Raw genomic sequence first — 22,445 nt, forward strand, 5'->3', positions numbered from 1 at the left:
GCTTTTTTTATGGTGGAATGCTCAGAGATGTTTGTCATGCCAAACGCATCTAGGGCTTGATGGCGGCGTGTTATCCGCCATTCTCCCGTGACACCCGTCTGGGGTTACGCCTGCTTTGTCTCTTCCGCTTTTTCTGCTGCCGGATCATTGGTTTCTATCTGACCGTCGGTTCCCAACTGATTGCTGGCTTCCATTTCAGCAGGTGAGCTGGCGCTTTCGATAGTTAACCGAACTTCCGGTGTGATCAGATCGCCGAGGATATTGTAGATTGCCACGATATCGCCTTGCGCTGTTTCCGCACTATCGGTGATATACCCTTCTGTACGTAAGGTGGCGACCAGCGTTGAGAACACCGCTTTATCAAAGAATTCCGGCGCGTTGATGCCGTGCAGAACGGACAGGCGCTGCGCCATATTCCGGCTTTCTTTCTCCAGTGTTCCACGGTTGATTGCTGGGTTCGCGCACAGCAAGGACAGCGTGATCGCATAGCGTTGCAGCGTTTCACGCACGCCTGCTGACAGCAGTTGCAGCGTACGGATGCGTGGCGGATTGATAGCTAATTGACCGTCACGGCTACATAGCAGCTCTTGTCGAATCAGTTCGTTAGCCAACGTTTCCAGCACGCTTGGCAACTGTTCTTTGGAATAGTGCAGGAACAGCTCGGCTTGCAGCAGCGGATAGACCAGCGTGATCTGTCGCACGACTTCGTCAAGCGTAATCCGGCGATGATGGATGACGATGCTGGCGATCAGTGACGGCAAGACCAACAGATGCTGGATGTTATTGCGATAGTACGTCATCAGTACCGCCTGCTCGCGCGGCAGAATGATGATATCGCCAATGCTATCCTTTTCTACTTCAAACTTGTTCATACCCAGCGCGTGTTCCAGCAGTTCATCCGCTGTCTTCTTCGGTGCCGTAATATCTTTATGATAAGGAACCTGACGCAGCAACTGCAGATAGCAATCCAGCTGTTCGTGCATTTGTTCGCGCGTCAGTGAACGCTGGCGCGAGGCTAACAAGGCCGTAGAGCACAAGTTCATCGCGTTTGCTGCCGCAGAATTATTGATGCGCACCATAATATCCATAGAGATATCCTGCACCGTCGGCGTTAACCAGCTTGGACGCTGTGCTTCGATGGGATCGATTGCATCACGCCATTGCGGAACATGCTGATTCAGATAGGTTGTCAGCGGGAGGGGTTCGCCGAAGTTCACGTAACCCTGACCCAAATTACGCAGTTTGCGCAAACCGCGCACCATCTGCATAAAGCCTTCTTTTTCCTTCACCGCGCCGCGCAGCTCTTTCGCATAGGTGCCGACTTCCATCACATGTTCGTAGCCGACATAAATCGGTACTAGCGTGATAGGGCGCGTACCGCCTCTGAGCATGGCTTGGATGGTCATCGCTAGCGTACCGGTTTTCGGCTCTAACAGACGGCCCGTGCGTGAACGTCCGCCTTCCATGAAGTATTCAACCGAATAACCGCGGGCAAACAGCTCACCCAGATATTCACGGAAAATCGTGGAATACAGCTTGTTGCCTTTGAAGGTACGGCGAATAAAGAACGCGCCAAGACGGCGGAAGATTGGCCCTGCTGGCCAGAAATTAAGGTTGATGCCTGCGGCGATGTGCGGCGGCACTAAACCCTGATGGTACAGGACATAGGACAGCAGCAGATAATCCATGTGGCTGCGGTGGCAGGGCACATAGACAATGCCGTGACCATCCTGCGCCAGTTGGCGAACACGTTCGGCGTTATGGACGTTAATCCCCTGATAAAGGCGGTTCCACGTCCAGCTTAATACGCGATCCGACAGACGCACGGCCTCGTAGGAGAAATCGGCGGCGATTTCTTCCATCAGCGCAATCGCATTCTGCTGCGCTTTCTCATGAGAAATCTTCTTACTGCGCGCCTCATCGTCGACGGCTTTCTTGATCGCTTTGGAATCCAGCAGCTTGTTAAACAGCTCCTGACGCACCGGCAAGCGCGGTCCAACTGCCGCCAAACGTTGGCGGGAGAAATGCATACGTGCGACACGCGCCAGTTTGTGGGCTATGGTTTTGTCAGTGCCGTGCTCGGTCGCCATATAGCGCAGCGATACTGGGCTGGAGAAGCGGACAAAGCTGTCGCGGCCTAGCCACAGGACGGCGAAAAATTTCTCGATACCGTTGAGCAATCGCAGGTGTGGTGTGGCCTGAGAGTGGCCTTCCCGGCCTGGAGAGCGCCCGAACATCACGGAAACCGGCACCATCTGTACGTCTAAATCTGGATTAGCACGATGCAGGTCCAGATAGTCGTGGAACAGCTTGACGGATTTCTGCTTGGGAACGTAATAGCGAAAGACGCGAGGCCCGTCATTAATAAAGACGTGGCTAGGAAGTTCGACGCCATTGAATTCGAACGGTAGCGAAGGATCGGGTAGCCCCAATGCCAGGCATTTCGCACGTAGCGTCAAGAGATCCGCCTGAGAGTTATAAGGCAGAACATAGAGTATAGGACGTGAGGGATCTAACCCCAACTCGACCACGGGATCTGCGGGAATAACTTTGCTTTTCACCAGCAATTTCAGTGGGAGATTCAATAATTTATAGTAAATTTTACGCCAACCTGACATAACAACGTGGAGCCTCTTGTTAGCAATGCGCCGCAAGGATAACAGAAACTGCGCCGGAGATCTGTGGTGATGAGACAACGTAGGTGCGTTAAAATGCGAATTATTTAGCATATAAATAAATGGAGGATAAATGAATAAAGCAACGGGGATGACCCGGATTATTAAGGCGACCGGTTATTCCTTTAAGGGGCTGAAGCAGGCGTGGCAGCATGAGGCTGCGTTTCGTCAGGAAACGATACTGACCCTTGTCGGCGTGATTATCGCGTGTTTACTGCCGGTTACGTTGGTCGAAAAACTGCTGCTGATTGGGTCTGTGGTGCTGATTATGCTGTTTGAACTGGCGAATAGCGCCATTGAAGCGGTCGTTGATCGCATTGGGCCTGAGCATCACGAATTATCCGGTCGGGCGAAAGATATCGGATCGGCCGCTGTCTTTGTTGCCATCTTGTTAGCTGCTGTCGTGTGGGGCAGTATCCTCTGGCAACATTTTGCCTGACGGCGCGCATAAATGAGTAAAAGTCAGGGCTTTGCCGATATCTTCATTCCCAATTGTGCCTTACCTGTATATACTCACAGCAAGACTGTATAAACAACCAGGGGGCGGAATGAAAGTATTAACAGCAAGGCAGCAGCAGGTTTATGACCTGATCCGCGATCATATTGCGCAAACCGGAATGCCGCCAACGCGTGCGGAAATTGCTCAACAACTGGGGTTTCGCTCTCCTAATGCGGCTGAAGAACATCTGAAAGCGCTGGCGCGTAAAGGTGTGATTGAAATTGTATCGGGTGCTTCTCGTGGTATTCGTCTACTGATGGAAGAAGAGACGGGTATTCCTCTGGTTGGTCGCGTGGCCGCAGGTGAACCCCTGCTGGCACAGGAACACATCGAGTGTCGCTATCAGGTTGACCCTGTGATGTTCAAACCCAGCGCTGATTTTTTGCTGCGGGTGAGCGGCATGTCGATGAAAAATATCGGTATTATGGATGGCGATTTACTGGCCGTGCATAAAACAGAAGATGTGCGCAACGGTCAGATTGTCGTCGCGCGTATTGACGATGAAGTGACGGTGAAACGCTTGAAAAAGCAGGGCAATACGGTACACCTCCTCGCTGAAAATGAAGAGTTTGCCCCTATTGTTGTCGATCTGCGTCAGCAAAGCTTTTCGATAGAAGGCTTAGCAGTTGGCGTGATTCGTAACAGCGACTGGAGCTAACCATTCGCAGAGATGCACTGCTCGTCTGTTTGGGTCAGTGCATCATGTTTTGTATTCATCGTTTAGCATATTAATCTGCTAGTCATATATATTTAGTTACATTTCGCGCGCATTTTCTACGATCCCCATTATCCTCTGTTTTTTCACTGCTTTTTGCGGTGATTTTCTCTTTTTCAACGTCCGCTCTAGTCACAGATTTCTGATTTTTCATATTAAATGAAATATTCGACTATAATTTTTACCAAGGTAAGCATTTTTATCTTGATTTATCGTTTGTCGATTGATCATTAGCCATCACATTTAGATAGCTCGGTAATTAAGGGAGACAGTGGCGAAGAGCACCGTCATGGTTCACAGAGTTATGATGCTGCTTACTGAATAAATCTATTTATCTGAAACTGACGCATAAGTCGGTAGTCACGATTTTTTATGCGCAATGCACCTAAGGTACGGAGATTCTTATGAATAAAGACCAAGCCAGCGGTAACTGGAAACAGTTTAAGGGTAAAGCGAAAGAGCAATGGGGCAAATTAACGGATGACGATCTGACGGTCATCGAAGGTAAACGTGACCAACTGGTGGGTAGAATCCAGGAGCGTTACGGGTATGCAAAAGAAGCGGCAGAGAAAGAAGTGAAACACTGGGAAGAGCACCACAAATATCACTGGTAGCTATCACTGGTTACAAAGGTGATGTCTCTCCACAGAGAAAACGATAGCCCTTGGGCTATCGTTTTTTAATGGGGACGGTATGGTCGTGATCGCAATGATCCGGCTGTTTGCATGATGCAACTTCCTGACAGCCTCCGCACAACCCGTGTGCTTCCACCACGCTGTGACGCAGCGTAAACCCTGACTGCTGTGCCAGACTACGCAGCGTTTCTTCCACACCTTCGGTTTGACGTTCTGTGACTTGCCCGCAGCGGTCGCAGATGAAAAGGGCGGACGTGTGGCTGTGGTCTTCGATATGGTGACACAGCACGTAGCTGTTGTTTGATTCGACTCGATGAATAAAGCCTTGTTCCAGCAGAAAATCCAGCGCGCGATAGACAGTCGGCGGTTTCGCCTGAGGTTCTGAAACGCGTAGCAGGTCCAGCAGGTCATAAGCGCTGATAGCACCGGACTGCTGTGCCATAAGGCGTAAAACCTCTAACCGCTGTGGCGTTAGACGCACAGCGCGCTGCTGACAAATCTGTTCAGCCTGGGCAAGAAGTTTGTCCTGTTTGGTTGAATCCATTGTCATATCACCCTGACGCGTTGAGGAACAAGACGGATATCTTACCACGACTGAATAAAAACGCCGAACTGGCGGCGTTTTCCTGCGAAAACAACTCCCTGCAAAAATAACTCCCTGCAAAAACAATGGACAGACGTGCTACACGACCAGATCGATGAGCAGCGCCCGCAAAGGCGACTCTACCTGTAGCGTCAACGCCGTTTCTTCCTTAATGAAGGCACCGTCGCCGCAGTGTAGTGTTTCACTGTTCAGATTGCCTTTTACCGCCATTGAACCGTGGATCAATTGGAGGTACGCCTGATTTCCCTGTAGCGCGATTGTGCTTTGCTCATTCTGCTGGAGGTCGACATGATGAACCCAAACCTGCTGACGCAGTTGCAGGCTATTGTGTTCACCTTCCGGTGAGGCAAGCAGAGTATGGTTGGCTGAATTCAAGCCCATGCGCTGCAACGGGCTGTTCTCTCGGGTCTGGCAGGCATTCAGCCATAATTGCAGGCGCGTCAGCGGCTTATTGGCACTGGTATTATGCTCGCTATAGCTGACGTTTGGCTGAGTAGCGAGTAGCAGCACATCTCCGGCTTTAGCCTGAATGTGGCAACCGTTGCTGTCGCGGTATTCCGCTTCGCCCTGAAGAATAATGTTCAGAATATCAACCCGTGGGTAGGTTCGCGGCTGGAATGATGCCCCCGGTGCCAATACTTCCTGATTGAGCACGCGCAGAGACGCGTAGCCCAGCAGCTGTGGGTCAAAATAGTGACCAAAAGAAAAGGTATAGCGCGCCTGCAACCAGCCATAGTCGGCCTGGCCGCATTGCCCCGCTGCTCTTCGTGTGATCATGACTTTTACCCCCAGAGAATTATTTATTAAACCGATAGTAATTGTGTGGACGTTGGATTGTTAGCTAGTTAATCTGGTGGGTATGTTCAAAATTCCTGAATGAGTACGAAGATGGCGAGAGAACGAGCGTTGACGCTGGAAGCCTTGAGGGTGATGGATGCGATCGATCGTCGTGGCAGCTTTGCCGCCGCGGCAGACGAGCTGGGTAGAGTGCCTTCGGCACTGAGCTATACCATGCAAAAACTGGAAGAAGAGTTAGATGTGGTATTGTTTGATCGTTCTGGGCATCGTACTAAATTCACGAATGTTGGACGCATGTTGTTGGAACGCGGACGTATCTTGCTGGAAGCCGCAGATAAGCTCACCACCGATGCTGAGGCGCTAGCGCGCGGTTGGGAAACGCACTTGACGATTGTGACGGAAGCCTTGATTCCGACTCAGCGGATTTTCCCATTAATCGATAAGCTGGCGCTCAAAGCGAATACGCAGGTATCGATTCTGACGGAAGTACTGGCGGGAGCGTGGGAGCGTCTTGAGCAAGGACGCGCCGATATCGTGATTGCGCCGGACATGCATTTTCGCGCGTCTTCTGAAATGAATACCCGCAAGCTGTACACGTTGGATAACGTTTATGTTGCCAGCCCAGAGCATCCTATTCACCAAGAGCCAGAGCCGCTGTCAGACGCGACCCGTGTAAAATATCGCGGGATTGCGATGGCAGACACTGCGCGTGAACGTCCGGTACTGACCGTGCAATTGTTGGATAAACAACAGCGTCTGACGGTGAGTTCGTTGGATGATAAACGGCGTGCGCTGCTTGCTGGATTAGGTGTCGCGACTATGCCTTATCCGATGGTGGCGCAAGACATCGCCGAAGGACGTTTACTAGTGGTTGGGCCAGAGCATCAGATGGAAAGCCAGATTATTATGGCGTGGCGGCGAGACAGCATGGGCGAGGCGAAATCCTGGTTCCTGCGTGAAATTCCAAAACTGCTGAACCAGCCCTAAATCCTGCATTTTCTGAGGCAAGGTGTGGTTCCACACCTTGCCTCTGTATTTCACGACTGTTTAGCTCAAATCGACAAAACCTTAGTATAAATCGACAAACGTCTTATCACGGTGGTGAGGCTGGTTCAGATCTTGCTCTGGACCCAGCGAAATCACGCCATGCGGATTAATCGTGCCGTGGCTACGATAGTAGTGGTGACGAATGTGCGCCATATCGACGGTATCGGCGATGCCTGGTATCTGATAAATATCACGCAGAAAACCGAACAGATTTGGATAATCGCTCAGGCGATATTTATCGCATTTAAAATGCGTGTGATAGACCGGATCGAAACGGATCAGCGTCGTCCACAGCCGCAGGTCGGCTTCTGTTAACTGCTCACCCGTCAGATAGCGCTGTTTTGCCAGAATGCTTTCCAGATCGGATAACGCGGCGAAAACGGTCGTGGCGGATTCATCATAGGCTGACTGGCTTGTCGCAAAACCGGCTTTGTACACACCGTTATTGACCTTGTCGTAAATCCAGCCGTTCAATTCGTCAATCTGAGCGCGTAGCGCTTCTGGGTAATAATCTCCCGCCGTTGATCCCACGCCATCAAAAGCGCTGTTCAGCATGCGGATGATATCGGCGGATTCGTTACTGACGATGGTGTGCTGCTCGGTATCCCACAGGACAGGCACGGTCACCCGACCGCTGTAGTTTGGCATAGCGTGCAGGTAGAGCTGGTAGAGGAATTCGTGCTGATAGAGTGAGTCACCCGTTGCTGCTTCAAAATCGGTACCGAACGTCCAGCCGTGATCGAGCATGAGCGGATGAACTACCGAAACGGCGATGTGATCCGTTAACCCTTTCAACTGCCGCATGAGCAGCGTGCGGTGTGCCCACGGGCAGGCGAGCGAAACATAGAGATGATAACGGCCGGACTGGGCAGGAAAGCCACCTGTGCCGGTGAGGCCGGGTGCACCATCGGGCGTTACCCAGTTGCGGAATGCAGATTCTGAACGCTTAAAATGGCCGCCGGTAGATTTGGTTTCATACCAGGTATCGTGCCATACGCCGTCAACCAGTTGTCCCATAAATCCTCCGTGAGTGATGATAAAACGACGGCAAGCCTTGTGTGCTTGCCGTCTCATTCGTTATTCGACTATTAAGTGTAGTACAGGCCGGAAAAGGCTCGTCTTACCACTTTTTGCCCAGCAGGCGGTCGATACTGAATGCGCCTGGGCCAGTGACAGCCAGCAAGAGGTAGCCGCCAGCGATGGTCAGGTTTTTCATGAACATCAGTTGGTTCATGCCTTCCGCAAAGTTAGAGTGGAAAATCAATGCAGTCAGCAGTGTAAAGCCGGCAGTGAACAGCGCGACAGTACGCGTCAGCAGACCGAACAGAACAGCCAGGCCACCACCCAGTTCCAGCAGAATGGTCAGTGGCAGCAGAAAGGTCGGTACGCCCATCGCCTGCATGTATTGTTGTGTGCCCGCATAGGCATCACCCAGCTTACCGTAACCTGCAACGATAAACAGAATCGGCATTAAGATACGTGCAACCAGCAGTGCGGTGCTTTCTAAATTTTTCATCATCTCTCCAATTGATTTTGTTTTGGGCTATACGGCCCTATTGTGTTTGTTGTAGCAGGTATTGTCTGAAAATTTTGCCCGCCATCAAGTTATGGGCAGATAGTATAGAGAGATGATTTACGCTGCCAGCGAGTATAATTGTTGCTTTATTTCAGAAAAATTGATGTTCAGTTAATTCGGCAAGAACGCGCTGTCATGGCGTGAGCGCGTTAGGTAAAAGTCAGATGAAAAGTGGTGTATAGGTAAGGCAGGTAGCCGAGGTGATAGGAAGGATTACGGACGTGGCTCAAACGTTTTACGGACGAGCCTGAATGTCCCCCACAGCCCGACGAGGCGGCGTCCCCAGCGGATCATGCGGCTAGGATGGCGCACGCCATAGAGCGCCACGAGGCTGGAGCCCACGATCCAGTATTTACGCCACTGCATCAGGCTTTGCCAGCCGCGATCGTAACGGGCGGTGGTATCCAGCCAGTGTTTTTTACCTGCCGATAAATCCAGCCGCTGCCGCTGTATCTGACGCAGTAGCTGGGCTTTTTCTCTGTCTCGCTGCTGACGCTGGCTCATTTGGGATCTTCCTCCAGCAGCGATCTGTCGGTCGCCAGCTCCTTACGCGTCGCTTTGAGTAAGGTGGAACGACGTACCTTCAGGAGTGTCCATATGCCGCCTATCAGCGCCAGACCAAGCAATGTGGCGGTAATACAGCCTAACGCAAAAAGGCGATATTGTGGGTCGATGCCCCAGATGATCAGCGCAATCAGGCTCATAATGCCAAAAGCGGCAAAAAGCAGCGTCAGGCCGACCATAATCAGCAACTGAATCAGATTAGCTTTCTCTTCCTCTAATTCAATGACGGCCAGTCGAACACGGCTTTCCACCATGCTGACAATAATAGAGATGATGCGCTGAGCAGAAACTATGACCCCGCTTGCGGGGCCTTGTTGTGATTTATCCGTCATAGCAATCCGCTAATTAGCGACGAGACAGCAGGACGCCAAGCACGACACCGACTGCTGCGCCAATGCCGACACCGGTCCACGGATTCTGGCGTACATAATCGTCCGCCGATTCAACCGCTTCTTTCGTATGTGAAGCGATGCGCTCACCCGTATCGCTCAGGCGACTGCGGGTTTCTTTCAGTGCGCTTTCTGCTTTATTGCGCAGCTTATCGAGTTCCGCTTTAGATTTATCGCTGGAGGTGCTTAATACTTCTTCCAGCGTGTCCGCCAGTGATTTCAATTCGGCGCGTAGGTACTCAGAATTTTGATCTTTAGCCATATTAATAACCCTTCATGTTATAAACCTGAATGTTAACTATAGCTGATACTGTGATTTATGCTGCCCCAAACGGGTACGGACAATTCTGATAACTCGCTGTAAATTTTAGTGATTTGGTTTTTGAATACAAAATGAACAGTTGCCGTGTGTTTTATCAGGGCAATCTATTGATGGGTTATTGCGATGCGGCATGTTCCGCGGCGCGTAATTCCTGCTCGGCTTCAGCCAGCTTTCTTTCACGCTTGAGGATCTTGTCGGCGTCATCCCCTTTCTGGCGGCTTTCATTTAGTTCTTGCTGCCGTTCAGCGACGTCTTTGCGTTTTTCCGCAATGGTTTCCTGACGTTTCTCTGCTAACCCAGCATCCGTACAGTGGGTTTTCACGCCGTCCAGCGCCTTCTCTAAGCCACTGATGCGGTTCTGATTGCCGTGCTTACGCGCTTCATCGATTTGGCGCTGAATATCTTGCGCTTTCTGCTGACAGGTCTCTACCTGATTGGCGGTATTGGCCAACGCATGACCGGAAAGCAGGACGGATAAAGCAATAATGGATGGAGATAGTTGCGATGGAAATAATTTCATAGTCGTCACCCCAGTTTGGATTGTTTCTGTGTCAGTTTCTGCTGCCAGAACGGTGTCGGGGTTGTCACTTGCTGCGCAGTAATCGTGACTTTAGGTAGAGATAAACGCAGGACATCTCTGGCAGCGATACTTTGTTCTGGCGAGGCCAGACGCACAATGAGGCTATCTTGCTCTGGCGTAATGCTTTTGATCGCAATCCCTTTCTCATTGAGACGCTGATACACGTAAAAGCCATCTGGCAACGCGGCACCGTCATAAGGCTTGATGTGTAGCATAGCATCGTCTTGGGAACGGCGTAGTGACTGGGACTGTGTCAATGCAATCATCGGCAGCGCAAGCAATAGCAGTATGCGACCCGCTTTTCTGGAGAAGAGCTTAGAGAATAACCCGCTAATTGACACGGTTAGCTCCCTTTTTCTGCATTATCTGCTTTAGCGTCACGTTTTTTACGCCACAGGACAAAAAGCGATCCAAACAGGCCGATAAACAGCAGGGCCAGCGGCAGTATCATCAGGCAGAGCATCAGCTCGTCTTCATATTTCAGGAAGACCGTTGTTTTCCCTAAGGCGTATCCCAGCGTAACCAGAATAAACACCCACAGGAACCCGCTCATCCAGTTAAAGAACTGAAAGCGCGCGTTATTCAGGCCAGATAAGCCTGCGATGGTTGGGAGTAACGTTCTGACAAAAGCCAGAAAACGGCCCACTAAAAGTGCGGACAGACCATGACGATGGAAGAGCTGGTGGGCACGTTGGTGATAGTGCGCGGGCAAATGTGATAGCCAACCCTGAACCACTCCCGTATTGCCAAGCCATTTCCCCTGAATATAGCTTGCCCAACAGCCGAGGCTGGCGGCCGTCGTCAGGAGAAATATCGTAAAAGGGTAATTCATTGTGCCCTTGGCGACGAGGACGCCGACCAAAATGAGCAGGCTATCGCCGGGCAGGAAAGCGGCGGGGAGCAGGCCATTTTCCAGAAAGATAATCAGAAACAGTAATATGTAGATGGTCCATACCAGCTTCGGGTCAGCTAAAATATCGAAATCCTGATGCCAGAGTGCGTTTAACAGTTCTTTGATTAATTCCATCCGGTATTCCTAATACTGCTGTTTCATTTTAGCCTTGGCGATAATCATGCTTCTGGACATGACAAGAGTGAATACAGTGTTAATCCCGTCATACTTCAAGTTGCCTGAAACTCGAATTATTTAGGGTATATCAGGGCACAGGATTATGATTTTTTAATGATCTCTGTTTTTTCCGCCCGATAGTGACGCTGGGTGTCTGACTTGATGCTCGCTTTTCGCTGCGAACCCGATAAACAGGCCGCTTGAGGATTGTTCGGTCTTGGCAGACTTTGCATCCAAAGCAACGGATTAAGCATAAGAAAGACGCGTCAACTGTAACAAAATAGGTGTTGCTGAGACAGAAAAATATTACGACAACTGAGGCGGTTTAGGGGGGTTTTTGCGGAAGAATTGGGATTTCTGCGATATTTTACACTCACTGACAGAAATCAACGTTTTCTGACCTTTTGCCTTTCGTACAAAACTTTCCCCCTTCGTTAAAAATAAGGGGGAAGATGTGTGTTTAGGGTTTGCCGGTGTGTATTTGATCGAGGTGAACGACTGGGTTTTCGGCGAACATATAGCGATCGACGTTAAACTCGAAATCATCGGTTGTGGCGCGAAACAGCATTTGTTTGGTATTTTCCAGATGTTGCCACATTGCCAGCTTGGCAGCATAAGGATCTTTTCTAATCAGTGCCTTAAGAATGCGGTCGTGCTCTTCGCACCAGCTTTCAATCGACTTATCGTCAATGTGCTCATGCAGTTTGCGCCAGTAAGGGTTGTGGATCCGTTGGCTCCACATTTTCTCAACGATGGTCGCCATCGCGGAGTTTTGCGTTGCCAGCGCGACCTGAACGTGGAATTTAAGATCCCATTGAGAATCACGGAAGCGATCTTCCTGACGTGCATACTCCTGAATTTCCATCAACTGGATGATGTCCTGGCGGGTCACCTGCGTGGCCGCAAATTCAGCAATATTACTTTCAATCAGTTGACGTGCCTGAAGCAGTTCAAACGGGCCAGCGGCGACGAATTCACTATCACTGCTATTAATGAACGGGTTTTTCTGCTGATTGGAAATAACATGAATGCCTGAACCTTTGCGTACTTCAACGTACCCTTCGACTTCCAGCATGATGATGGCTTCTCGCACTACGGTGCGACTGACGTTCATTTCTTCAGAAATATAGCGCTCTGCCGGTAATTTTTCGCCGACCTGATACATACCGCTCTCGATGCGCTGTTTTAATTCTGCGGCTAACTGCTGGTATAGCCGTCGGGGTTCAGTGAGTGCCATGATGATGTCTACTCTCGATAGATGACGGTCCATGTGCCACGTCAGGGCCTGAGTGTCTATCTCGTTAATCTTTGAGGGATGATTTGTTATACCACTTAATCATAGCAGCAACCAATGTTGTGGTCACAGTTATCGCAGTGTGTTATCGGAGGGAGGTGGCTCACCCAGTCGCAGATCATACCGAATGAGCCAGGATAATGCAGGGATTATCCGTGTTGGTTGGCTTCTTTCAATGTTTCAGCCGCGGCGGCGACTTCTGATGCTGGTTGGTTTTTCAACACGGTCCAGATGACGATAGCACCCAACAGGTCAAAGACGGCCAGTGCCGCGAACAGCGGGCTGAAGCCCATCGTGTCGGCCAGTGCGCCCACAACCAGAGCAAACAGGGTGCTTGCCATCCAGGCTGCCATGCCGGTCAAACCGTTCGCGGTCGCCACTTCATTACGACCAAATACGTCGGATGACAGGGTAATCAGTGCGCCGGACAGCGACTGGTGCGCGAAACCACCGACGCACAGCAGGGCGATGGCGACGTAAGGGCTGGAGAACAGCCCGATCATGCCCGGTGCAATCATTAGTACCGCACCCATCGTGACGACCATTTTGCGGGAAACGATCAGATTCACTTTGAAATGCTTTTGGAACAGCATTGGCAAGTAACCGCCCAGAATGCAGCCGATATCGGCGAACAGCATCGGCATCCAGGCGAACATGGCGATTTCTTTCAGGTTAAATCCGTAGGCTTTAAACATGAACAGCGGAATCCATGCATTGAAAGTCCCCCAAGCGGGTTCAGCCAGAAAACGCGGCAGTGCGATACCCCAGAATTGGCGGTTACGCAGGATCTGCAAGGCGGACATTTTTTTCGCGTTATTGGTTTGGTGCTGTGCTTCCTGCCCGCTAAGAATGTAGTCGCGCTCTTCGTCGCTGAGTTTTTTCTGATCTTTCGGGTGCTTATAGAAAACGAGCCAGCAGAGGGCCCAGATCAGGCTCAGCACACCAGTAATGATGAAGGCCATTTCCCAGCTGTGTGCCACAATCGCCCAGACCACCAGCGGTGGCGCGATCATGGCGCCGATGGATGACCCCACGTTGAAGTAACCCACCGCAACAGATCGCTCTTTTGCCGGAAACCATTCGCTACTGGCTTTCAGGCCAGCAGGGATCATGGCCGCTTCTGCCATACCGACAGCGCCGCGGGCGATCGCTAAACCCCCCCAGCTGTTTGCCAGCGCGGTGCCCATACAGCAGATGGCCCACAGAATGGCGAACATGGCATAGCCGATTTTTGTGCCAAGCAAATCCAGTACATAGCCAGCGATGGGCTGCATAATGGTATAACAAGCTGAGTAGGCAGCAACGATGTAAGAATACTGCTGTGTCGTGATGTGCAACTGATCTTGTAGCGTCGGTGCGGCAACAGACATTGCATTACGCGTCAGATATCCCAGCACGGTGCCAATGGTCACCAGGCCGATCATGTACCAGCGTAATCCTTTGATTTTACGCATTTATTTTCTCTCCGAGTCAATAAAAAACACCGTAATGGCTCTTGGGTGGCATCAGGGTGTGATGTGTCTTGTGATGTCGTGCGACACGTTTTGTTGTTGTACTGAACAGGAAACCCCTTCTCTTTGTGAGATAGCGATTGAATCCCTGCTTAAGGCAGCGCTACAATAATTTGTCATACAACTTTAAAAGTTGAGTGATATCACAAAACCATTATTTTTATATGGAATAGCGGATTCCTCGTTTAAACCGAGAGAAATAAGCCGTTTTCGGCGATAAACGCTGAGTTATTGTACTTTTTGTTACATTTTTGCGATCATGACCTCACAAATACTGTGAGATATCGCGCATAATTGGTGTGATATCTTTTAACGGTCAACTAATTTGGTGCACAAGAAGCACGGTAAGGAAGAGAACATGCCCCAGTTTCTGAGTGAAGATTTTCTGTTAGACAGTGAATTTGCCCGTCGTCTTTATCACGAGTATGCCGTCGATCAACCGATATTTGACTATCACTGCCATTTGCCGCCTGAGCAGATCGCGGAAAACTATCGCTTCAAAAATTTGTATGACATCTGGCTGAAAGGCGATCACTACAAGTGGCGCGCGATGCGCACCAACGGCGTGCCTGAACGTTTGTGTACGGGTGATGCCAGCGATTGGGAAAAATTTGAAGCCTGGGCCGCTACCGTGCCGCACACCATCGGCAACCCGCTCTACCACTGGACACATCTGGAACTGCGTCGTCCGTTCGGTGTAACCGGCACGCTGCTGTCGCCGAGCACGGCAAAAGACATTTGGGATCGTTGTAATGCCATGTTGGAGCGCGATGACTTTACCGCGCGCGGCATCATGCAGCAGATGAACGTGAAAATGGTCGGTACGACAGACGATCCGATTGACGATCTGCGCCACCATAAAACCGTTGCTCAGGATTCAAGCTTCTCTATCAAAGTGTTGCCGAGCTGGCGCCCAGATAAAGCGTTCAACATTGAACTGGCAACCTTCAACGACTATATGGCGAAACTGGGTGAAGTCTCTGACACCGACATTCGTCGTTTCAGCGATCTGCAAACGGCGCTGACCAAGCGTCTGGATCACTTCGCCGCACACGGCTGTAAAGTGTCTGACCACGCGCTGGATGTGGTGATGTTTGCCGAAGCGGATGACGCCGCTCTGGATAAAATTCTGGCGCGTCGTCTTGCGGGCGAAACGCTAAGTGAACATGAAGTGGCACAGTTCAAGACCGGCGTTCTGGTCTGGCTGGGTGCGGAATATGCCCGTCGCGGCTGGGTTCAGCAGTATCACATTGGTGCTCTGCGTAACAACAACCTGCGCCAGTTCAAGCTGCTGGGGCCGGATGTGGGCTTCGATTCCATCAATGACCGTCCGCTGGCTCAGGAACTGTCTCGTCTGCTCAGCAAACAGAATGAAGAAAACCTGCTGCCGAAAACCATCCTTTATTGCCTGAACCCGCGCGATAACGAAGTGCTCGGTACCATGATCGGCAACTTCCAGGGCGAAGGGATGCCGGGCAAGATGCAGTTCGGTTCCGGCTGGTGGTTCAACGATCAGAAGGACGGCATGCAACGTCAGATGACCCAGTTAGCACAGCTTGGCCTACTGAGCCGCTTTGTCGGCATGCTGACCGATAGCCGCAGCTTCCTGTCTTATACCCGTCATGAATATTTCCGCCGCATCCTGTGCCAGATGATTGGCCGCTGGGTGGAAGATGGCGAAGCGCCAGCCGATCTGCCTTTGCTGGGCGAAATGGTGAAAAACATCAGTTTCGATAACGCTAAAAACTATTTTGCCATCGAGCTGTAATTCCACGGCGTCGTAAGGTGTGAATTGCGCGAGGGCGCGGCAGTAAGATTCCCAAAGGGGCTTACGCCGTGACTCTCGATGTCTCGGTCTTTTGTCTTAAGGTAGTCTGTTAATGCAAACGTTAAATCGTCGTAACTTCCCCGGTCGTCAACACCCAGATCGTGTTATCCAGTTTGGTGAAGGCAACTTCCTGCGTGCTTTCGTTGACTGGCAGTTGGATTTGCTGAATGAGCACACCGATCTGGATGCGGGCATTGTCGTTGTTCGCCCGATCGATTCCGATTTCCCACCCGCGCTGGACACTCAGGATGGGCTGTACACCACCATTATTCGTGGTCTAAACGAGCAGGGTGAAGCGGTGCGTGAACCCCGTCTGATCCGTTCGGTGAACCGTGAAATCAACGTGTACCGTCAGTTCGATGAGTATCTGGCGCTGGCGCACGATCCGAATATCCGCTTCGTGTTCTCCAATACCACCGAAGCGGGTATCAGCTATCACGCAGATGACCGCCTGAACGACGCGCCGCCTGTCAGCTTCCCGGCGAAATTAACCCGTCTGCTGTATGAGCGCTTTTGTCATTTTGACGGTGCGGCGGATAAAGGTTGGGTATTGCTGCCGTGTGAACTGATTGATTACAACGGCGTGGCGCTGAAAGAGCTGGTGCTGCGCTATGCCGCACAGTGGAAACTGACGCCAACGTTTACCGCTTGGCTGAACGACCACAACACTTTCTGTTCGACGCTGGTGGACCGTATTGTCACGGGTTATCCGCGTGCCGAAGTGGAAGCGCTAGAGCAGGAGATGGGCTACAAGGATACCTTCTGGGATACGGCGGAACACTTCTACCTGTTCGTGATTCAGGGGCCACAGTGGCTGGCGGAAGAATTACGTCTGAACAAGCTGGATCTGAACGTTCGTATCGTTGATGACATCAAGCCGTACAAAGAACGTAAAGTGGCGATTCTCAACGGTGCCCATACCGCGCTGGTGCCGGTGGCATTCCTCGCAGGTCTGGATACCGTTGGAGAATCGATGAATGATGCCCTGATCGGCAAATTCGTAGAAAAGACCATTGCCGAAGAGATTGTGCCGGTACTGGATCTGCCTCATGACGAACTGACGTCGTTTGCTCAGGCTGTACTAAGCCGCTTCCGTAACCCGTTCATTCAGCATCAGCTGTTATCTATCTCGCTGAATGGCATGACCAAATTCCGCACCCGTATTCTGCCGCAGTTGCTGACCTACCGTGAGCGTCACGGTGAACTGCCTGCTCGCTTGACGTTTGCGCTGGCGGCCTTGATTGCATTCTATCGCGGCGAGCGCAGCGGTGAAGGCGATGCGTTACAAACCTATCCATTGCAGGACGATGCACACTGGCTGGAGCGTTATTCCACGCTGTGGGCGGGCGTAAAAGAAAACACCGTCAGCCTGGCTGAGTTGGTGAATGTCGTACTGCGTGATGCCGATCACTGGGAACAGGATTTAACACAGGTTCCTGGCTTGGCTGCGCAGGTGACTGAACAGTTGCAAACCATCGTTGAGCGCGGCATGCGCGCAGCCGTGGAAGGTTATTGCTAATCAGTAAGAAGGGTTATCCATGCAAAGTATTATAAAAATTCATTCTCTGGACAATGTGGCTGTCGCCCTGCGTGATGTTGAGCAAGGCGAAACGGTGTCGGTGGATAGCCATACGGTGACACTTCAGCAACCTGTCGTGCGCGGACATAAGTTCGCGCTGGAAACCATCGCACCGGGAGAAATGATTACCAAGTATGGCCTGCCGATCGGCCATGCGTTGGTGTCTATTGCTCCCGGAGAACACATCCATTCCCAGAATGCGAAAACCAATCTGAGCGATCTGGATGAATATCAGTATGAACCAGAATTTCTCGAACTGCCGCCGCAGATGGGCGATCGGGATGTGCAGCTCTATCGCCGCCAAAATGGCGATGTCGGTATCCGTAATGAGCTGTGGATCCTGCCTACCGTCGGCTGCGTGAACGGGATTGCCCGCCAGATTCAGCAGCGTTTCCTGAAAGAAACCAACGATGCGGAAGGGATCGACGGCGTTTACCTGTTCAGCCATACCTTCGGCTGCTCACAGCTCGGTCAGGATCACGAAAACACCCGTACGATGCTGCAAAACATGGTGCGTCACCCGAATGCGGGTGCCGTACTGGTGATCGGTCTGGGCTGTGAGAACAATCAGGTTGACGCCTTCCGTACGACGCTGGGCGATTTTGATTCCGATCGTGTGACGTTCATGGTGTGCCAGCAGCAGGACGACGAAGTCGAAGCCGGTCTGGAGCGTCTGCATACGCTGTATGAGGCGATGCGCCATGACAAACGCGAGCCGGGTAAGCTGAGCGAGCTGAAGTTTGGTCTGGAATGCGGTGGCTCTGATGGGCTGTCTGGTATTACTGCCAACCCGCTGTTAGGCCGTTTCTCCGACTATCTGATTGAGAACGGTGGCACCACCGTGCTGACCGAAGTGCCGGAAATGTTCGGTGCGGAACGTATTCTGATGAGCCGTTGCCGTGACGAAGCCACGTTTGAGAAAACCGTGCACATGGTGAACGACTTCAAACAGTACTTCATCGCGCACAACCAGCCGATTTACGAGAACCCATCGCCGGGTAACAAAGCGGGGGGGATCACCACGCTGGAAGAGAAATCACTGGGCTGTACGCAAAAAGCCGGACAGAGCAAGGTGGTGGACGTACTGAAATATGGTGAGCGCTTACATACCCCAGGGCTCAACCTGCTCAGCGCTCCGGGGAATGATGCCGTCGCAACCAGCGCGCTGGCGGGTGCCGGTTGCCATATGGTGCTGTTCAGTACCGGTCGCGGTACGCCTTACGGTGGGTTCGTGCCTACCGTAAAACTGGCGACCAACAGCGAACTGGCGAAGAAGAAACCACATTGGATTGATTTCGATGCGGGACGTCTGATCCACGACATGCCGATGGATGAACTGTTGAGCCAGTTCGTGGATCTGATTGTCGAGATTGCTGACGGCAAGCGTACGAAGAATGAGGTGAACGACTTCCGTGAATTAGCGATATTTAAGAGCGGCGTGACGTTGTAAATTACATTTATTCCAATTAAAATAAAACGGCGTTTCATTTTTATAATGACGCCGTTTTTTTTCGCCACAACTTTTTAGAGGCAGGGATCATGACACATTATTGGATTGCCCAGTCTGTTGGTGTACTGGCATTTCTGGTCGGTATCACCATGTTCTTCAACCGTAACGATCAAAAATTCAAAATACAGCTCTCGGCATACAGCGCCGTCATTGGTCTGCATTTCTTCTTGATGGGGGCAAATGCGGCAGGTGCCAGCGCATTGTTGAACTCGGCACGTACGCTTATTTCACTGAAAACACACAACATCCTTGTGATGTTTGTCTTTATCTCACTGACGCTGCTCTTTGGTTTGTCGGGCATGAACCATGCGATGGAATTGCTGCCGATCGCGGGCACCGTCGCCAGTACCTGGGCGCTGTTCCGTACTTCTGGGCTGACGACGCGCTGCGTGATGTGGTGCTCAACCGCCTGCTGGGTTGCGCATAATATCTGGTTGGGCTCGATTGGCGGCTCGTTGATCGAAGGCAGTTTCCTGCTGATGAACGGCTTTAACATCATCCGCTTCTGGCGCATGCAGCAGCGCGGTATCGATCCTTTTAGCGTAGAGAACAAAGCGTAATTTCAGGCACTTTAGGGCCGCTCGTTTTTAAGCGAGCGGCTGATAATCAATCCTAATCAATTACAGCAAATTCAAGCGTTCTTTTTCCGCCAGCTTGGCGTCTTCTGCATGGCACACGGCGGCGATGAATATCACGTCCGTCGAGGAATTCACCGCGGTTTCTGCCGAGTCCTGCAAAACGCCGATGATGAAGCCAACCGCAACCACCTGCATGGCGATATCATTGGAGATACCAAACATGCTGCATGCCAGCGGAATCAGTAACAGTGACCCGCCCGCTACGCCTGATGCACCACAGGCACACAGTGAAGCGACGACGCTGAGCAACAGCGCGGTCGGCACGTCAATCTGAATACCCAGCGTATGTGCGGCGGCGAGCGTCAGCACCGTGATAGTAATTGCTGCGCCCGCCATATTGATGGTTGCGCCCAGCGGGATGGCGACAGAATAGGTGTCTTCATCCAGATTCAGCTTGCGGCACAGTTCCATATTCACCGGAATGTTGGCGGCAGAGCTGCGGGTAAAGAAGGCTGTCACACCGCTCTCACGCAGGCAGCGCAGCACCAGCGGATAAGGGTTGCTGCGAATCTTCCAGTAGACGATCAGTGGGTTGACCGCCAGCGCGACCAGCAGCATGCCGCCGATGAGCACCATCAGCAGATGGGCATAGCCCCACAGTGCGCCGAAGCCCGTTTCCGCCAGCGTTGAGGCGACCAGACCGAAAATCCCCAGCGGTGCGAAACGGATCACCACGCGAACGATCGAGGTAACTGCGTTGGAGGCATCAGTAATCAGGCTCTTTGTACTGTCCGAACCGCGACGGAACGCAATGCCCAGCCCAATGGCCCAAACCAGAATGCCGATGTAATTTGCATTCAGCAGCGCATGAATCGGGTTGGCAATGACGCTCATCAACAGCCCCTCCAGCACTTCGACAATGCCTGATGGCGGCGTGATGTCGTTGGCCTGGGCGTTGAGCGTCAGCGTAGAAGGGAAAAGAACACTTAGCACGACGGCAATCAGCGCTGCCGAGAAAGTGCCGATAAGGTAGAGAAACAGGACAGGGCGGATATTGGTTTTCTGCCCTTGCTGGTGGTTAGCGATAGACGCCATGACCAGCACTAATACCAGAATGGGGGCGACGGCTTTCAATGCGCCGACGAACAGCGTTCCCAATAAGCCCGCCGCCAGCGCAGCCTGCGTGGACAGTGAAGCCAGAATAATACCAGCCGCAAGCCCCAGAAGAATCTGTTTAACCAGGCTGCCGTGAGTAATGTACTGCAAAAAACGAGAGTGTTGAGTTTCCATAGTTTTGCCGATGTAACTGTTCCGCTAAGTGGTTGTCTGTACGGATATGACACCTCTGGCATGTGCTGGGCGACTTTGTTATTTCCGTAACTAAATGTGTTTGCGTGTATCAGTATATGAAAAATTTTTTTTGAGAAAAGCGGCGATGTGGTTTTTTATGACGGACATCCTTGTCCGTCACCCTACGGGCCGTTGCTATGCAACGTTGAAAAACGCTCCCGACGTTTTTTATGACGTAGCGCTGATTTTCGCGTAGGGCGTGTGTCGAAACGCGTGAATGTAGAAAGCATTAATGGGAAAACGTCTCCGCACAGCTGAAGCCGTGCGGAGAGGAGGCAAGAGAAAAGGATTAACGCTCGGCGCGTTTGTTCACCCAGACGTTGATCAGCATGGTGATGACCAGAATGCTGGCAACGACACCCAGAGAAATCGCTACTGGAATATGGAAAATGTCGATGAGCATCATCTTGGTACCAATAAAGATCAGGATAACGGCCAAACCATATTTCAACAGGGAGAAACGTTCAGCCACGCCAGCCAGCAGGAAGTACATCGCACGCAAGCCCAGAATAGCGAACAGGTTCGACGTCAGCACGATAAAGGGATCGGTCGTGACGGCGAAAATAGCTGGGATACTGTCTACGGCGAAAATCACGTCGCTGATTTCAACCATAATCAGCACCAGAAACAGCGGTGTGGCATACAGGATGCCGTTACGACGGACGAAGAATTTGTCATTCTCAATGCTATCCGTCATACGCAGACGGCTACGCAGCCAGCGCACCAGCGGTTTGTCACCGATCGCCCCATCACCTTCTTTAGCCAACGCCATTTTAAGGCCGGTGAACAGTAGGAACGCGCCGAACACGTAAAGTAGCCACTGGAATTGCGTGACGAGCCAACTGCCACCAAACACCATCAGCGTTCTGAGAACGATGGCACCCAACACACCGTAAATCAGCACGCGACGTTGGTATTGTGGGGGAACAGCGAAGTAGCCGAACAGCATCAGCCAGACGAAGACGTTATCGACGGCGAGGGCTTTCTCGATCAAATAACCGGTCAGGAAGGCCAGTGACTGCGCGTTAGCAACTTCGCGACCTAATGTGCTGTCCAGATACCACCAGAAACCGGCGTTGAACAGCAGAGAGAGCGTGACCCAGATGATAGACCAGACGGCAGCCTGTCTGAACGTCATTACCGTCGACCCTTTTCGCCCTTGATAGAGTAGGTCGATGGCCAGCATCACTATAACAATGGCAGCGAAGCTGCCCCATAACCATGGCGTGCCGATGGTGTGCATAGCAAGATCCTTAAATAGAAACAAAAACGGCCAACATCGGAAGGACGCTGGCCGCTTGTTATTAAAGCTGCAAATGCAC

Annotated in this window: 23 protein-coding genes; 8 read left to right on the forward strand and 15 right to left on the reverse strand. The window is 51.6% G+C overall.

Annotated elements, in window-relative coordinates:
* Positions 1 to 104: 104 nt before the first annotated feature.
* On the reverse strand, positions 105 to 2,618 hold the full coding sequence (gene plsB / locus K7X24_RS12980) for a glycerol-3-phosphate 1-O-acyltransferase PlsB (protein WP_224555239.1): 2,514 nt from the start codon (positions 2,616 to 2,618) through the stop codon (positions 105 to 107).
* Between the two features lie 130 nt (positions 2,619 to 2,748).
* Between plsB and K7X24_RS12985 the strand changes: the two genes are divergently transcribed.
* From K7X24_RS12985 to K7X24_RS12995, 3 genes are all read left to right on the forward strand, one after another.
* Positions 2,749 to 3,114: a diacylglycerol kinase gene (locus K7X24_RS12985; protein WP_010298832.1), complete on the forward strand. Its 366-nt coding sequence runs from the start codon at positions 2,749 to 2,751 to the stop codon at positions 3,112 to 3,114.
* Between the two features lie 109 nt (positions 3,115 to 3,223).
* Positions 3,224 to 3,832 (forward strand): transcriptional repressor LexA, encoded by a 609-nt coding sequence (lexA, locus tag K7X24_RS12990; protein WP_224555240.1) that lies wholly within the window; start codon positions 3,224 to 3,226, stop codon positions 3,830 to 3,832.
* 461 nt (positions 3,833 to 4,293) lie between these two features.
* Positions 4,294 to 4,503, forward strand: coding sequence for a CsbD family protein (locus K7X24_RS12995; protein WP_010298839.1), 210 nt, complete (start codon positions 4,294 to 4,296; stop codon positions 4,501 to 4,503).
* A gap of 55 nt (positions 4,504 to 4,558) precedes the next feature.
* Here K7X24_RS12995 and zur read toward each other — a convergent pair whose 3' ends face one another.
* Both zur and K7X24_RS13005 read right to left on the reverse strand, forming a co-directional pair.
* Positions 4,559 to 5,068 (reverse strand): zinc uptake transcriptional repressor Zur, encoded by a 510-nt coding sequence (gene zur, locus K7X24_RS13000; protein ID WP_010298842.1) that lies wholly within the window; start codon positions 5,066 to 5,068, stop codon positions 4,559 to 4,561.
* A 138-nt stretch (positions 5,069 to 5,206) separates the two neighbouring features.
* Positions 5,207 to 5,905, reverse strand: a complete 699-nt coding sequence (locus tag K7X24_RS13005) for a pirin family protein (RefSeq protein ID WP_224555241.1) — start codon at positions 5,903 to 5,905, stop codon at positions 5,207 to 5,209.
* A gap of 111 nt (positions 5,906 to 6,016) precedes the next feature.
* Between K7X24_RS13005 and K7X24_RS13010 the strand changes: the two genes are divergently transcribed.
* The gene (locus K7X24_RS13010) at positions 6,017 to 6,913 is read left to right on the forward strand and encodes a LysR family transcriptional regulator (protein ID WP_224555242.1); all 897 of its coding nucleotides are present in this window, start codon (positions 6,017 to 6,019) and stop codon (positions 6,911 to 6,913) included.
* Positions 6,914 to 6,994: 81 nt separating this feature from the next.
* Here the strand turns inward: K7X24_RS13010 and K7X24_RS13015 are convergent, their stop codons facing one another.
* The 10 genes from K7X24_RS13015 to K7X24_RS13060 all read right to left on the reverse strand — a co-directional run bounded on the left by K7X24_RS13015 (position 6,995) and on the right by K7X24_RS13060 (position 14,221).
* Positions 6,995 to 7,990: a glutathione S-transferase family protein gene (locus tag K7X24_RS13015; RefSeq protein WP_224555244.1), complete on the reverse strand. Its 996-nt coding sequence runs from the start codon at positions 7,988 to 7,990 to the stop codon at positions 6,995 to 6,997.
* Between the two features lie 103 nt (positions 7,991 to 8,093).
* Entirely contained in the window at positions 8,094 to 8,489 is a 396-nt protein-coding gene (locus K7X24_RS13020) for a DoxX family protein (RefSeq protein ID WP_010298854.1), read from the reverse strand.
* A gap of 273 nt (positions 8,490 to 8,762) precedes the next feature.
* Positions 8,763 to 9,053: a YqjK-like family protein gene (locus K7X24_RS13025; RefSeq protein ID WP_224555245.1), complete on the reverse strand. Its 291-nt coding sequence runs from the start codon at positions 9,051 to 9,053 to the stop codon at positions 8,763 to 8,765.
* Positions 9,050 to 9,445 (reverse strand): phage holin family protein, encoded by a 396-nt coding sequence (locus tag K7X24_RS13030; RefSeq protein WP_224555246.1) that lies wholly within the window; start codon positions 9,443 to 9,445, stop codon positions 9,050 to 9,052. Before K7X24_RS13030 ends, K7X24_RS13025 begins: the two co-directional genes overlap by 4 nt.
* Positions 9,446 to 9,458: 13 nt before the next feature.
* Entirely contained in the window at positions 9,459 to 9,764 is a 306-nt protein-coding gene (locus K7X24_RS13035; protein WP_224555247.1) for a YqjD family protein, read from the reverse strand.
* A gap of 175 nt (positions 9,765 to 9,939) precedes the next feature.
* A complete protein-coding gene (locus K7X24_RS13040; protein ID WP_224555248.1) occupies positions 9,940 to 10,344 on the reverse strand; it encodes a DUF1090 domain-containing protein in 405 nt (134 codons plus the stop codon).
* A gap of 5 nt (positions 10,345 to 10,349) precedes the next feature.
* A complete protein-coding gene (mzrA, locus tag K7X24_RS13045; protein WP_039504343.1) occupies positions 10,350 to 10,745 on the reverse strand; it encodes an EnvZ/OmpR regulon moderator MzrA in 396 nt (131 codons plus the stop codon).
* Between the two features lie 2 nt (positions 10,746 to 10,747).
* A complete protein-coding gene (locus tag K7X24_RS13050; RefSeq protein ID WP_161528030.1) occupies positions 10,748 to 11,431 on the reverse strand; it encodes a DedA family protein in 684 nt (227 codons plus the stop codon).
* Positions 11,432 to 11,933: 502 nt separating this feature from the next.
* The gene (gene exuR / locus K7X24_RS13055; protein ID WP_224555249.1) at positions 11,934 to 12,710 is read right to left on the reverse strand and encodes a transcriptional regulator ExuR; all 777 of its coding nucleotides are present in this window, start codon (positions 12,708 to 12,710) and stop codon (positions 11,934 to 11,936) included.
* A 206-nt stretch (positions 12,711 to 12,916) separates the two neighbouring features.
* A complete protein-coding gene (locus tag K7X24_RS13060; protein WP_224555250.1) occupies positions 12,917 to 14,221 on the reverse strand; it encodes an MFS transporter in 1,305 nt (434 codons plus the stop codon).
* Between the two features lie 415 nt (positions 14,222 to 14,636).
* Between K7X24_RS13060 and uxaC the strand changes: the two genes are divergently transcribed.
* The 4 genes from uxaC (at position 14,637) to K7X24_RS13080 (ending at position 19,755) form a co-directional block, all read left to right on the forward strand.
* Complete coding sequence (gene uxaC, locus K7X24_RS13065) at positions 14,637 to 16,046, forward strand: glucuronate isomerase (RefSeq protein WP_103861471.1); 1,410 nt, start codon at positions 14,637 to 14,639, stop codon at positions 16,044 to 16,046.
* A 112-nt stretch (positions 16,047 to 16,158) separates the two neighbouring features.
* Positions 16,159 to 17,625 (forward strand): tagaturonate reductase, encoded by a 1,467-nt coding sequence (locus K7X24_RS13070; protein ID WP_039543282.1) that lies wholly within the window; start codon positions 16,159 to 16,161, stop codon positions 17,623 to 17,625.
* Between the two features lie 19 nt (positions 17,626 to 17,644).
* Positions 17,645 to 19,135: a UxaA family hydrolase gene (locus tag K7X24_RS13075; protein ID WP_224555251.1), complete on the forward strand. Its 1,491-nt coding sequence runs from the start codon at positions 17,645 to 17,647 to the stop codon at positions 19,133 to 19,135.
* An 89-nt stretch (positions 19,136 to 19,224) separates the two neighbouring features.
* Positions 19,225 to 19,755 (forward strand): YgjV family protein, encoded by a 531-nt coding sequence (locus K7X24_RS13080; RefSeq protein ID WP_014914081.1) that lies wholly within the window; start codon positions 19,225 to 19,227, stop codon positions 19,753 to 19,755.
* A 60-nt stretch (positions 19,756 to 19,815) separates the two neighbouring features.
* On the opposite strand, the gene sstT is transcribed toward K7X24_RS13080, so the two are convergent.
* Positions 19,816 to 21,063: a serine/threonine transporter SstT gene (gene sstT, locus K7X24_RS13085; protein ID WP_224555252.1), complete on the reverse strand. Its 1,248-nt coding sequence runs from the start codon at positions 21,061 to 21,063 to the stop codon at positions 19,816 to 19,818.
* A gap of 349 nt (positions 21,064 to 21,412) precedes the next feature.
* The gene (locus tag K7X24_RS13090; RefSeq protein ID WP_224555253.1) at positions 21,413 to 22,366 is read right to left on the reverse strand and encodes a TerC family protein; all 954 of its coding nucleotides are present in this window, start codon (positions 22,364 to 22,366) and stop codon (positions 21,413 to 21,415) included.
* Between the last annotated feature and the right edge of the window lie 79 nt (positions 22,367 to 22,445).

This window comes from Pectobacterium versatile (assembly GCF_020166435.1).
Taxonomy (GTDB): domain Bacteria; phylum Pseudomonadota; class Gammaproteobacteria; order Enterobacterales; family Enterobacteriaceae; genus Pectobacterium; species Pectobacterium versatile.